This is a genomic window from Gilliamella sp. B2838, assembly GCF_026536185.1.
Lineage (GTDB): Bacteria > Pseudomonadota > Gammaproteobacteria > Enterobacterales > Orbaceae > Gilliamella.
Genome location: NZ_JAFNOO010000002.1, coordinates 83,118 through 97,402, shown reverse-complemented (window position 1 = coordinate 97,402; position 14,285 = coordinate 83,118). Strand labels below are relative to the sequence as shown.

Here is a 14,285-nt window from a genome sequence, read left to right as displayed (position 1 = left end):
GGCGAGGTAGATTTTTACATTTTAATAGCCTATCCTCAGGAAGTCTTTAGTTAAAGCTATAAAAATGCCTTAACGTATTTCATTAAGATAAATGAGTTAACTATGAAATTGTCATTATGTGCCTTTATTCCAACTTTATATCAACTATCACCAAGCTTGTTTCAGCTAATAACCACACATAAATAGATATTTTGATGTGCTTTAAGCAACACACAATTAATACATAGGCCTTTAACATTCGAGGCATATAGTCTTTTTTTGTATTCAGACAACTCAATCTTGTTAAACTCCATATAGCAAAATTTCTGCTCAAAAAATCTGTTTAGACTGATTATTAAATACCTTTACCACAGCTTATTTTTACAATTTATAAAAACAAGAAAGATTAAGCTTTATTAACAATGAAGGTAAAATTTTTGTCTGTTTGTTAAGTATTGCTAAAATGTAGAAGGTATATGAATGATAAAAATCAACAGTTAATTGATTAACCATATGTTATATTGTCAGTAAGGGATAGTGATACATAGCGTGGTTCAATAATACCAATACAGGCTAATTAACTTACGGACATAAGTATCGAGTAAGGTGAGCATAAAATGAAAATAATTGTACTTGCTATAAAATTTGAATATAACGGTATTGAGCAGATAATTAATCCTGTCATTATACAAGATGATAGTCATATGATCTTAATTGATGCGGGGTATCCTTGTCAGTTTGAGTTATTTGAAGCAGCAGCAAAAAAGAGTGATCTTGATTTAAATAAGTTATCTCATATTATCATTACGCATCATGATTTCGATCATATTGGTTCGTTAGCAGAATTTAAGAAAAGATTTCCTCATATTCAAATATTGTCATCAAGTATAGAAAAAGCCTATATAGAAAAGCATAAAAAACCATTGCGTTTAGAGCAAGCAGAAAAAAGATATCCTTTCTTGTCGGATAATGATAAGCAACAAGCACTGATTTTTCATAAAATATTAGAAAATATAGAAGGTGTTAAGGTAGATGATATTTTGCACAACCATCAAGTTTTACCTATTGGTGAAGGGGTAGAGGTTATTTTTACGCCTGGGCATACCCAAGGTCACATATCGTTATATATCAAGGAAAATAAAACCCTGATAGCGGGTGATGCACTCGTTTTGGTTAATGATAAATTAGTTATACCTTTTCCAGAGTTTGCTTATGATTTGGCTCAAGCCCAAAGTTCTATAAAAAATCTAATGAATTATGATATTGATGAGATGATTTGTTATCATGGCGGCAGTTATAAAGGTAACTGGCAAGATAGACTGATTTTAGACAATGATTTAATCGAAAATCCATAAACACAAGCATAATGTTTACTATTGATACCGATATTCTTAATATAAAATACGCGATGTTAGCTAATACTTTTTTAATTAAAAAGTGAATGATGAGTTGCAAAAGCCTGCTATGTGCATTATGTGGATGAAAAAATCAAAGGTAGGAAATTTATTGCGTGTTTTTCATTAGTTGGATAATGTTTAAAAAATGTTTTAGATAAAAATGGACTAATTATTATCTGATTTAATTTTTTTAAGTTTGTCTATCTTATAATCATTAATATCTGTTATATTCTTAATTATATCAAGGCAAATGATTTGCTGAAAAAACTTTATCAATTCACGTTATGAAATTACAACAATTACGCTATATTTTAGAAATAGCTCGATCAGGCTCCATCAATGAAGCGGCTAAAAATTTATATATTACCCAACCCAGCTTGTCGACAGCGGTTAAAGAGTTAGAGGCCGAATTTGGCATTGAAATTTTTGTACGCACTTCAAAGGGAGTATCTTTATCAACCGATGGAGTAGAGTTTTTGGGGTATGCCAAACAAGTATTGGATCAAGCTGAGTTATTAGAACAGCACTATGCTAAAAAGGCGCCCTCAAAGCAACTATGTAGCATTTCGACCCAGCACTATGCGTTTGCTGTGAATGCCTTTGTTAATTTAATCAAGAAGAATCATACTGACGAATATGAATTTACCTTACGTGAAACGCGAACCTACGACATTATTACCGATGTGGCTAATTTACGTAGTGAAGTGGGTATACTCTATTTAACTGATTTTAATCAAAAAGTCATATTGCGGTTACTTAAAGAGCATCGTTTAACATTTAATCCTTTGTTTGAAGCCGATCCACATGTGTTTATTAGTACCCATCATCCTTTAGCTGCGATGAAATCGTTAACCTTACATGATCTGGAAGATTATCCGTATTTATCATTTGAGCAAGGTGAATATAATTCGTTTTATTTTTCTGAAGAGATTTTAAGTACGGTCTATCATAAAAAAAGCATTCATGTGAGTGATAGGGCAACGTTATTTAATTTATTACATGGATTAAATGGTTACACAATTAGCACTGGGGTTTTAAGTACCGATTTGAATGGTTCTGATATTTTATCAATTCCACTGAGTGTTAATGAAAAAATATTAATCGGTTGGATTACCTCTCAAAAAGTGCAATTGAGTATGTCGGCACAAAACTATATAGAAGCACTAAAAAAACTGATACAAGAAGAATATGGTTTTAAGCTTAAGTAGCAGGCAATAATGACCATAATTCAAATTGCTATTTTAATAAATTTGAGTATAATTGCGCACAATTCATATAATGTTTATATGAATATCGAGGTATGTCTGAATTAGAGATCGGACATTCCATCATTAATATTAATTTTAAGAGGTTTATTATGTCTCTAACTGTAGAAGCGAAAGCGAAAATTGTTGCCGAATATGGTCGTGGTACTAATGACACAGGTTCAACTGAAGTTCAAGTTGCTCTTTTAACTGCACGTATTAATGACTTACAAGGTCATTTTTCAGCGCATAAAAAAGATCACCATAGCCGTCGTGGTTTATTACGTATGGTTTCTAGCCGTCGTAAATTATTAGATTATTTACGTCGTAAAGATATCGAACGTTACAACCAACTAATTCAAAAATTAGGCTTACGTCGCTAATAACTTATCTACTTGGAAAGAGGCTTAGGCCTCTTTTTCGTTGTGAAAAATTAGGACTCTGATATAATATCGAGCTCGGAAAAATAAAAGATTGTATCTCATGTTTCGCGCGACTAATGAGAGCTCTATAGTTTATAGATTTGTCATTAGTCGTGACAGTGAAATAATCTTTTGTTTGATATCCCCACACTGTTGAAGTGAGTAGCCTAATTCGTGTTATGTTACTTTTTGTTCAAATTCAAACTTCAACACACAAAATACAAGAGGAAATTGTTTTGTTTAATCCGACACATCAAAAATTTCAATATGGTCGTCATACCGTAACTTTAGAAACGGGTATAATGGCTCGACAAGCAACAGCTGCGGTAATGGTTAATATGGATGATACGGCTGTTTTTGTCACCGTTGTTGCTGATAAAAAAGTGAAAGAAGGTCAAGACTTTTTTCCTTTAACCGTAAATTATCAAGAACGTAGTTATGCAGCCGGTCGTATTCCTGGAGGCTTTTTTAAACGTGAAGGTCGTCCTAGCGAAGGCGAAACGTTAATTGCTCGTTTAATTGACCGACCACTTCGTCCACTATTTCCAGAAGGATTTGTTAACGAAATTCAAATTATCGCAACAGTTGTTTCTGTAAATCCTGACGTGAGCCCTGATTTAGTTGCGATGATTGGTGCTTCAGCTGCCCTTTGTTTATCTGGCGTACCGTTTCATGGTCCTATTGGCGCCGCTCGAGTTGGTTTTATTAATGATGAGTTTGTTCTTAATCCATCAGTTAAAGAACTAGCACATAGCCGTTTAGACTTAGTAGTAGCTGGGACAAAAAGTGCAGTATTAATGGTTGAGTCTGAGGCGGATCTGCTTTCAGAAGATCAGATGCTAGCAGCTGTGGTATTTGGCCATGATCAACAACAAGTTGTCATTGATAATATTAATGAATTTGTTGCTAAAGCAAATTGTGAAAAATGGGATTGGGTTGCGCCAGCTAAGAACGAAGCTTTATATAATGCTGTTGCCGAATTGGCTAAAGATCGTTTAGGTGAAGCTTATCGAATTACTGAAAAGCAAGCACGTTATGCACAAATTGATCTCATTAAAGACGATGTGTTAGCAACGTTAAAAGCACAAGATGAAGAACTCGATGAAAATCAAGTCATTAACATTATTGTTGAATTAGAAAGTCAAATTGTTCGCCAACGCGTTATTGCTGGTGAACCGCGTATTGATGGTCGTGAAAAAGATATGATCCGTGCGCTAGATATTCGTACTAATGTGTTACCAAGAACGCATGGTAGTGCATTGTTTACGCGTGGTGAAACGCAAGCACTGGTTACTGCAACACTAGGAACAGAGCGCGATGCACAAATTATTGATGAGTTAACAGGTGAATATACAGAACGTTTCTTACTTCATTATAACTTCCCACCATATTCAGTTGGTGAAACAGGTATGGTCGGTTCACCAAAACGCCGTGAAATTGGTCATGGGCGCTTAGCTAAGCGTGGTGTTGCAGCTGTAATGCCAAGCAAAGAAGAGTTTCCATATACTGTGCGCGTAGTGTCTGAAATTACTGAATCTAATGGTTCATCTTCAATGGCTTCTGTGTGCGGTGCTTCACTTGCATTAATGGATGCTGGTGTGCCAATTAAATCTTCTGTTGCTGGTATTGCGATGGGACTTGTGAAAGAAGGCGATAATTTTGTTGTTCTATCTGATATTTTGGGTGATGAAGATCACCTTGGCGATATGGATTTTAAAGTAGCCGGTACACGTGAAGGTGTAAGTGCGCTGCAAATGGATATCAAAATTGAGGGTATTACTAAAGAAATTATGCAAATTGCCCTCAATCAAGCTAAAGGTGCACGTTTACATATCTTAGGTGTGATGGAGCAAGCAATTAATAAACCTCGTCAAGAGATCTCTGAATTTGCGCCTCGCATTTATACCATGAATGTCAATCCAGATAAAATTCGCGATATTATTGGTAAAGGTGGGGCAACGATTCGAGCCTTAACGGAAGAAACGGGTACTACGATTGAAATCACTGATGATGGTACAGTAAAAATTGCGGCATCTGATGGTAATAAAGCTAAAGATGCAATGAATCGTATCAATAATTTAGTTGCTGATGTTGAGTTGGGTAAAATTTATACCGGTAAAGTGACACGAATTGTTGATTTTGGTGCTTTTGTATCAATCATTGGTGGTAAAGAAGGTCTTGTGCATGTTTCTCAAATTGCTGATCATCGCGTTGAGAAAGTTTCTGATTACTTGAAAGTTGGACAAGAAGTGAATGTTAAAGTATTAGAAATAGATCGGCAGGGTAGAATTCGTTTAAGCATGAAAGATGCTGTTGAGCCTGCTGCTGATGTCGCACCAATTACTGAATAAAATGTCATTCACTAGGAGTTAAAATGAGACTATTCAACCTGAGAATTATCTGCTTTTTGCTAGCTGTTATTCTTTTATCAGGTTGTTCTAACTCTTTACCTGTACTGGCTGTTCCTGAGCAAGTTTCTTACGAGGATGAATTGAAAATTGCTCAGCTCAGTCAGCAGTTATCACAAAATGATATTGATACCATTACACGTATGCAGCTCATTTTTGAGCGAGGTATTGTCTACGATTCATTAGGTTTTAAAGCTTTTGCATACAGTGATTTTACACATTTGCTAAGCTTTAATCCTGAAATTCCAGATTTGTATAATTTTTTAGGTAATTATGCACTTCGCGATGGTGACTTCGATTCGGCTTTAGCATCGTTTAATACTACCTTAGAGCTTGATCCTGCTTATGCGTATGCCTACTTAAATCGTGCAATTACGTTGTACCGTACTGGGCATTATCAATCAGCAGATCGTGATGCGTTGCAATTTTATCAATATGATGTGAATGAACCCATTCGAATTTTGTGGCTTTATCTGATCGAAAAAGAAATCGATAATAAAGTTGCACAGCATGAGCTACAAAAACGTTATGATCTGCTTAATGATAAAACGATTTATAGTAGCGATATTGTTGCATTTTATTTAGGTAAAATTAATGAATCTAAATTGATGCAAAATCTTCAACAAGGTGTAGAAAGTAATCGGCAATTAGCTGAGCGCCTATGTGAAGCCTACTTTTACTTAGGTAAATATTATCAAAGTAAAGGTGATAATGAGCGTGCCAAAATGTTATTTAAATATGCTTTAGCTAATAATATTTATAACTTTGTTGAACATCAACAGGCACTCTACGAAATGAAGTTACTTGAAGAAAAAGAAAAGTAACAAGGGTCATGCCAGTTTAAAAGTGAAAATATTGTTATAGCGTAGTTCTGATTTGCCAATAATATACTCCTGAATTTTAATGATTTGATTATTTTGCTTTATCTATTTTATGATAAAACGCTAATCATCGTTAAATTTTGCTGAGTAATTATCGATAGTATTAATATTGGCAGTTAGTTATTGGGGTGAGTTGTAAATTTTCAATTTAGTGAGCTGGCATAAATTTATCTATTCTTGGTTTTATTAAATTAGCCATGGCACATTGCCGATATTAAGTTGTGCTTAATATTATTAACAGTGCAAATAACCTGTTTAGATATAATAAAATTTATAAGCGAGTTTACATGACAAAAGAAGTTTCTTTTATTGACCTTGGTTTATCCGAGGATATCCTTAATGCATTAAATGATCTTGGTTTTAGCAAACCATCACCGATTCAAGCTGAATGTATTCCTTTATTGTTAGCAGGTAACGATGTATTAGGAATGGCACAAACTGGCAGTGGTAAAACTGCTGCTTTTTCTATCCCATTTTTAATGAATATAGATGCTAATTTAAAAGCACCACAACTGTTGGTTTTAGCACCAACACGAGAGTTGGCTATTCAAGTTGCCGATGCATGTGCTGAATATGCAAAATATATGAAAGGCATAAAAGTTTTAGCATTATATGGTGGACAACGTTACGATGTACAATTACGCGCTTTAAAACAAGGTCCGCAAATTGTAGTCGGAACACCGGGGCGATTACTGGATCACTTAAACCGTAAAACATTAGATCTGTCTAATCTTAAAGGTTTAGTTCTTGATGAAGCTGACGAAATGTTAAGAATGGGCTTTATTGATGATGTTGAAAGTATCATGGCAACGATTCCTGAAAATCATCAAACAGCACTATTTTCAGCAACAATGCCAGCACCTATTCGTCGCATTACTAAACGGTTTATGCAAAAACCTAAAGAAGTGCAAATTAAAGGAACCAATCAAACCGCACCTGATATTGATCAGAGTTATTGGTTAGTCAGAGGTATGCGTAAAAACGAAGCAATTATTCGTTTTTTAGAAGCTGAAGATTTTGATGCTGCGATTATCTTTGTTAGAACCAAAAGCGCCACGTTAGATGTTGCCGACGTTCTTGAAAAACATGGTTATAGCTGCGCAGCATTAAATGGTGACATGACGCAGCAATTACGAGAGCAAACTCTTGATCGTTTACGTAATGGTCGATTAGATATTTTAATTGCAACCGATGTTGCAGCACGTGGTTTAGATGTTGAACGTATTAGCTTAGTCATCAACTATGATATTACACTTGATTCTGAATCTTATGTTCATCGAATAGGGCGAACCGGTCGCGCAGGTCGAGCTGGACGCGCGATTTTATTTGTCGATAGCCGTGAGCGCCGTTTGCTTAAAAACATTGAACAAACCATTAAAAAATCAATACCAGAAGTCGCATTACCTTCAAAAGAATTGATTGAAAAACGTCGTTTAGCAAAATTTACTGAGCAAGTACAAAAACAGTTAGAAAGTGCTGATCTTAATCAATATCAAGCACTCTTATCACAAATTCAAGCAAGCTGTGATACAGATTTAGAAACGATCGCTACTGCGATTTTAAAAATGGCTCAGGGCGAGCGCCCGTTAATATTACCACCAGATCCAGTGATGAAACCATCTCGTGATAGTCGCGATCGTGATAATCGCAGTGGTGAGCGCCGTTTGCGTGGTGATAATCGTGAAACACCAAAACGTCGAGAACGTCGTGATGTTGGCGATATGGATATGTATCGAATCGAGATTGGTAAAGAGAATGGTGTTGAAGTTCGACATATTGTTGGTGCCATTGCTAATGAAGCTGATATAAGTAGTCGTTATATTGGTAATATCAAACTTTACGAAACTTATTCAACTGTTGAATTACCTAAAGGTATGCCTCAAGACATTCTTAAACACTTCGAAAAGGTAAGAGTGCTTAATCAACCGATGAAAATGAGCTTAGTGAGTAATGCTTCATCTGATAATAGACGTGGTGGACGTAGAAGTAGTAAATCTGAGTCGAATGATAAAGGATTTTCGAAAAAACGAGGTCGCTCGTCAGCACCAAAATTTTAATTAATTTAACCTCTGCCTTAAGGCAGAGGCTTTTCTTCGTTATTTTATTCCTCGCACATTATCACCAGCATTTTTAGGTAGTGTAATAAAATCAATCATAGCAATGATTGTTAGCCCTGCAATCATCAATAAAGCAAATTGAAAGTCTTCAACACTTAACATTGTTTTATTATGATCATGGTAACAAGATGCAATAAATAAGAATAATGCCCCTAGTACAATGCCAAGAACATTATTAAGTTGCTGTGCTAAAGTAGATAAAATATTGGCACTTTGAACTTCACTTTTTTCGATTTCAGAAAAACCTAGTGTATTTAAGGTAGTAAATTGGATTGATCGTGCTCCTCCTGATAGAAAAAGAACGATAATCATAGTAATAATCGAGGTTTGTTCTGTAAAAAATGCACATAAAATAAAACTCGCTGATAACACTATTCCGTTAATAATCAGTATATTTCGAAAACCGAATCGTTCAATTAACGGTGTATTGATCAATTTAAAAAGAATATTACCAACAAATAGCACCAGCAATAAAGCACCTGCTGTTAATGGTGAGTATCCAAATCCAACTTGAAACATCAAAGGTAAAAGAAATGGGGCACTGCTTAAGGCGATTCGGATTAAGGATCCCCCAAAAAACATGGTTCTAAATGTACGTTTAGAAAACGCCTGTAAGCTAATCAGTGGATGTGTGCTGTGAGTTAAGTGATAACATGCCATTGTTAACATTATGCAGCCAAGTAAAACGATTGAAAGGCTTATTCCTATGCTCTTTTGTGAATGTGAAATCATTTCAAGTCCATAAACAAAGAGCAATAAACCTGATCCACACAAAATAAAACCAATGCCATCAAATGCGCGTATTTGCGGTAGTTCTTTTGGTAGAAGTTTGAATGCATAAAAAAGGGCAATAAATCCAAGTGGAATATTTAAAACGAAAATCCAATGCCATGTTAGATATTGCGCGAAAAATCCACCAATCACAGGTCCCATGACCGGAGCGATTAATCCTGGCCAGACCAGTATTGATATAGTATTGACTAAATTTTGTTTTTCAGTCCGGCTAAGTACCACCGTGCGGCCAACAGGGACCATTAACGATCCTGCCAATCCTTGGCATAATCTTGCCAGCGTAAACATGGTTAGATTAATTGAGAGTGCACAGAGTAAAGATGCTAACATAAACAAAACAATCGAGATTGAAAAAATTCGATGTGCAGTAAAACGATTAGCCAGCCAACCACTTGCAGGTAAACCTATGGTAAGGGCTAACATATAGGCACTAATTCCAACTGAGATATCTTGAGGATTAACTGAAAATGATTTTGCGATATTAGGAATAGCGGTAGTAATAACTGTCGCGTCTAAATTTTCCATAAAAAATGTTGCGGCGACTAAAATTGCCATTTTCTGGACGTTACTACGTTGTTGCATAAAAAACACCAATACAAATAAATACTGCAAATATTATATACTACAAAAAGAAAACGCTAAGACAATAATTATTTTTGAGAAATAACCGTGACTTACAAAGGTTATTTTTAAAAAACTTCTATTTTTGATTGATAAAAAACGTTTTTTTATATCAGTTATTAGGTTGTTAAAAAAATGTTAGAACTTTGCCCTTAAGTTTGATTGAGAGTATACTATGTCAAAACCAAATGATTAATAGAGGTACAGGATGACAGATTCACTAAATAAATGTAAAGCAAATGAAACACCAGCATGTTGTTGTGTTGATGTTGGAACAATTATCGATAATGAGGATTGCACAGCAGAATACGAACACGTTTTTGCGTCAGAATCAGAAGCTCAAGCTAAATTAGTATCATTAACACAAGCTGCAAAAGATGCTGCAACTGAACCCTGTGAAATTAATAGCAGTATCGACAAAGTTGCAGATGGTTTTAAATTAACTGCTAAGTTTACTTTTTGTTGTGGCGCTGAGTGCTTAATTTTTCAATTAAAATTACGTTAATTGTCATTAATGAAAATTTGTATTATGAGACATGGTGAAGCAGGATTTTCTGCTTCATCTGATGCAAGTCGACCACTTACAGCTTATGGCATTGAACAAGCGAATCAAGCCGGTCAATGGCTTCAACAGCAACATTTTAAATTTGACTTAGGTTTAGTGAGTCCATATTTACGAGCAGAGCAAACGTTTGCTCAACTATCCTCTTATATTCCTATTTCAAAAGTAAAAACAGAAAAGCTTTTGGTTCCGGGTGGAAGTGCTGCTTCAATTGCTGATTTTTTAATGACCCTTATACCCCAAGATGTTAAGCAAGTGATTATAGTTTCACACCTTCCATTAGTCGGCTATTTAGTCAATGAGCTTTGCCCTCATATTTCGCCACCGATGTTTCCAACAGCTGCAATTGCATGTATTAACTACTCAATTGGCACCGCAGGAAATCTTGAATGGTTTCATCAAGCGGAGTAAAAAAACTTAATCTTTTTGATTTACCGTTAACCGGACGTACCTTAATTGAAGCCTCGGCCGGAACAGGTAAAACCTATTCACTTGCCTTTATCTATTTGCGATTGTTATTAGGCATAGGCAAAAACAGTTATCCCAACCCACTGAGTATTAATCAAATTTTAGTTGTCACCTTTACTAAAGCGGCAACGCAAGAGCTGCGTTCACGCATTAGAGCAACGATACAAGAACTAAGAACAGGATTACTGCAAGGTAACCATTCAGATCCGATATATCAACAATTGATTGAATTAATTGATGACCGTCAAGCTGCGATTCAAAAACTCACTGAAGCCCAACAATCAATGGATGATGCGGCTATTTATACCATCCATAGTTTTTGTCAGCGAATATTGACTAGTCATGCATTTGAATCGGGTGTACTTTTTGAACAAAAATTAATTACTGATGAGCAGCAATTACACTTACAAGTTACCCAAGATTTTTGGCGTCATTATTTTATTCCCTTAAATAAACCACTTGCTCAGATAGTTTTTGCAACTTGGCAAGATCCAGATGCCTTATTAGCAAGTATTAAACCTTATTTGAGTTTTGATTTTAGCCAAAACACAGATGACAATATCGATCTTGTGAATATTATTAATGATTTTTATCAGCGTAATTTTTACAAAATCGAAATGTTAAAACAGGCTTGGTTAGAATCAGTAAATGAATTAACCGATATCATTATTCTGTCAGGCGTCAGTAAACAATCTTATAGTAATAGTTATTTACCTAATTGGATTGCCAAAGTTTCGGCTTGGTGCCAAACACCGACAACGACGTTTAAGTTACCCGCTGAACTGGAAAAGTTTAGTCAAGCGGTATTAATTGAGAAAACCAAAACCGATAAGACGGCTCCACGACATTTAGTTTTTGAGCAAATAGCACAACTTTATACAAGCCAACTTGATTTACGCAACGAAATTTTGATGCATATTGTTAAAATTATACAAAAAGGCATTTATTATCAGAAGATTAAACGTGCCGAGATGAGTTTTAACGATCTAATTTGGCAACTTAATCGGGCCTTGCAGGCCAAAAATGGTCATCGATTAGCACAAAGTATTGCAAAAAAATATTGTGTTGCTTTAATCGATGAATTTCAAGATACCGATCCTGCACAATATCAAATATTTGATCGTATTTATAATAAGCAGCGACTAGATACAGGTTTATTGTTTATTGGTGATCCCAAACAAGCAATTTATAGCTTTCGTGGCGCTGATATATTTACGTATTTAAAAGCAAAACAGTCGGCAGGCGAAAATAATTTTACCATGTATGTTAATCACCGATCTTCTTCTGAAATGGTAAAGGCTGTAAATCAGTTATTCGCTAATCGTCAACATCCTTTTATTTTTGATCGCATTCCCTTTTTACCTATGGAGAGTGCAACAAGAAATAATCAAAAAACGTTGATAATCAATGATCAAGAGGCAAATGCTTTAACGGCTTATTTATTACCTGAAACTATAACAACTATTACAGATTATCAAGAACATATGGCGATTTGTTGTGCTAAAGAAATTGTTTCATGGTTAACGGATAGTTCAATATTCATCTGTGATAAAGATGGCAAACGCCCTGTGGCAACTAGCGATATTGCAATTTTAGTGCGCACCGGACAAGAGGCTGAAATAATTCAACAAAAACTGGCGATTTATGGGGTTAAAAGCGTTTATTTATCCAATCGAAATAGCGTCTTTTCGTCAACCGAAGCACAGGATGTGCTTTCTGTATTGCAAGCCGTACTCATGCCAGAAAATGAAGCAGCATTACGTTTAGCGCTAATGACTAGGTTATTAGGTCAAACCATGGCAGAACTTGAGCAATTGATTGATGATCAAGATCAGTGGGAAAATTTAGTAGAGGAATTTAAACAATATCAGATTATTTGGCAACACTATGGGGTATTAGTGATGTTACGTCGTTTGATGAAACGGCGACACTTAGCCGAAAATCTTTTAGCTTGCCAGAATGGCGAACGAATATTGACTAACTTCATGCATTTAGGGGAATTATTACAAGCCGCCGCGGATGAGTTAGATAGTTTACCGGCTTTAGTTCGTTGGTTGACTAAACAAATAGTCAATCCCGATTTGAATTTAGACAATCATGAACAACGTTTAGAAAGCGATGAAAATTTGGTCAAAATTATCACGATACATAAATCTAAAGGGTTAGAGTTTCCAATAGTTTGGTTGCCATTTGCGGCTAAATATCGCCCTGCTAATAGCCAATTTTATCACGATAAACATAATGATTATCAGCCAAGCTATGCGTGGTCGTTAACTGATGAAATTAAACAACAAATTGAAGATGAACATCTGGCAGAAGATTTACGATTGCTGTACGTGGCAATGACTCGCTCTGTTTATCATTGTAGTATTGGTTTAGCTTCTTTGAAAAAAAATCAATCAGCGATTAATTATCTTTTAAATGATGATTTAAAATCGATAGCCAAATTTTCAAATTTAATTGAGGTTGAATTACCTATAGTCGGTGAACAGTATATTTCACCAAAAACATCAAATAGCACCTTGTTTGCAAGTGTATTTAAGCGAAAGCTTTCGAGTTGTTGGCGTGTGACAAGTTATACTGAACTTCAAAAGCATAATGGTAGTTCAATATTGAATTATGCCATCTTCGATGATTGGGATGAATCTCAATCAGATAATCAAGCGCAACAGTTAGTGCAATTATATGATATTCATCATTTTCCAAAAGGAGCTTATGTTGGTACGCTTATGCATACAATGATGGAAAATGTTGCAGGAAATAATGTTGCTCAATTATGCGATGAAATGGTAAAAAAACTCAATTTAGACGCAATCTGGATCGATGTTGTAAGTGATTGGATGCAACAGGTGCTTAGCACAAAAATTAATCAGCAAGGGCTTACATTAGCGCAAATATTAAGTGGAAAATGTATTCACGAGCTTCAATTTTATTTACCTATTCGTCAAGCCGTGTCTAGCTTGCAATTGGACTCTTTGTGTAAACAATATGACCCTTTATCTAAACAATGCCCAGAATTAGATTTTGAAACAGTACAAGGTATGTTGAAAGGGTTTATTGATTTAGTGTTTGAATTTGAAGGTAAATATTATATTGTTGATTATAAATCGAACTGGTTAGGTGATTCTGCTGCTTATTATCAAAAGCCCGCATTAGAGCAGGTAATGTGTGAACATCGTTATGAATTACAATATCAACTCTATTGTTTAGCATTACATCGATTTTTAAAAAGTCGTTTAGTCAATTATCAATATCAAGACCATTTTGGTGGGGTGTATTATCTTTTCTTACGGGGTATGCCCGAATACGGGATTTTTTATTGCCAACCAGCAAAACAGTTCATAGAGCAACTTGATCAGTTATTTGACGGGGATAATAACTACAATATTTAATC

The 14,285-nt window shown here is 35.2% G+C and carries 10 protein-coding genes; 9 read left to right on the top strand and 1 reads right to left on the bottom strand.

Annotated features, from left to right (window positions below):
* The first annotated feature begins 596 nt into the window (after positions 1–596).
* The 6 genes from J3U63_RS02245 to J3U63_RS02220 all read left to right on the top strand — a co-directional run bounded on the left by J3U63_RS02245 (position 597) and on the right by J3U63_RS02220 (position 8,388).
* Positions 597–1,334, top strand: coding sequence for an MBL fold metallo-hydrolase (locus tag J3U63_RS02245; protein ID WP_267370346.1), 738 nt, complete (start codon positions 597–599; stop codon positions 1,332–1,334).
* A 326-nt stretch (positions 1,335–1,660) separates the two neighbouring features.
* On the top strand, positions 1,661–2,584 hold the full coding sequence (locus tag J3U63_RS02240) for a LysR family transcriptional regulator (protein WP_267333321.1): 924 nt from the start codon (positions 1,661–1,663) through the stop codon (positions 2,582–2,584).
* A 149-nt stretch (positions 2,585–2,733) separates the two neighbouring features.
* Entirely contained in the window at positions 2,734–3,003 is a 270-nt protein-coding gene (gene rpsO / locus J3U63_RS02235) for a 30S ribosomal protein S15 (RefSeq protein ID WP_065634359.1), read from the top strand.
* Positions 3,004–3,278: 275 nt separating this feature from the next.
* Complete coding sequence (gene pnp, locus J3U63_RS02230) at positions 3,279–5,393, top strand: polyribonucleotide nucleotidyltransferase (protein ID WP_416379567.1); 2,115 nt, start codon at positions 3,279–3,281, stop codon at positions 5,391–5,393.
* 23 nt (positions 5,394–5,416) lie between these two features.
* The gene (gene nlpI, locus J3U63_RS02225) at positions 5,417–6,274 is read left to right on the top strand and encodes a lipoprotein NlpI (protein WP_267333322.1); all 858 of its coding nucleotides are present in this window, start codon (positions 5,417–5,419) and stop codon (positions 6,272–6,274) included.
* Positions 6,275–6,618: 344 nt separating this feature from the next.
* Positions 6,619–8,388, top strand: a complete 1,770-nt coding sequence (locus tag J3U63_RS02220) for a DEAD/DEAH family ATP-dependent RNA helicase (protein ID WP_267370345.1) — start codon at positions 6,619–6,621, stop codon at positions 8,386–8,388.
* A 39-nt stretch (positions 8,389–8,427) separates the two neighbouring features.
* Here J3U63_RS02220 and J3U63_RS02215 read toward each other — a convergent pair whose 3' ends face one another.
* Complete coding sequence (locus J3U63_RS02215) at positions 8,428–9,822, bottom strand: MFS transporter (protein WP_267370344.1); 1,395 nt, start codon at positions 9,820–9,822, stop codon at positions 8,428–8,430.
* 247 nt (positions 9,823–10,069) lie between these two features.
* On the opposite strand from J3U63_RS02215, the gene J3U63_RS02210 reads away from it, so the two are divergent.
* The 3 genes from J3U63_RS02210 to recB are packed head-to-tail and all read left to right on the top strand — an operon-like array spanning position 10,070 to position 14,283.
* Entirely contained in the window at positions 10,070–10,366 is a 297-nt protein-coding gene (locus tag J3U63_RS02210) for a YfcZ/YiiS family protein (protein ID WP_267333325.1), read from the top strand.
* Positions 10,367–10,390: 24 nt separating this feature from the next.
* Complete coding sequence (gene sixA / locus J3U63_RS02205) at positions 10,391–10,834, top strand: phosphohistidine phosphatase SixA (RefSeq protein WP_267333326.1); 444 nt, start codon at positions 10,391–10,393, stop codon at positions 10,832–10,834.
* Positions 10,813–14,283, top strand: coding sequence for an exodeoxyribonuclease V subunit beta (gene recB, locus J3U63_RS02200; protein ID WP_267370343.1), 3,471 nt, complete (start codon positions 10,813–10,815; stop codon positions 14,281–14,283). The genes sixA and recB overlap by 22 nt, the downstream gene beginning before the upstream one ends.
* The last annotated feature ends 2 nt before the right edge of the window (positions 14,284–14,285 follow it).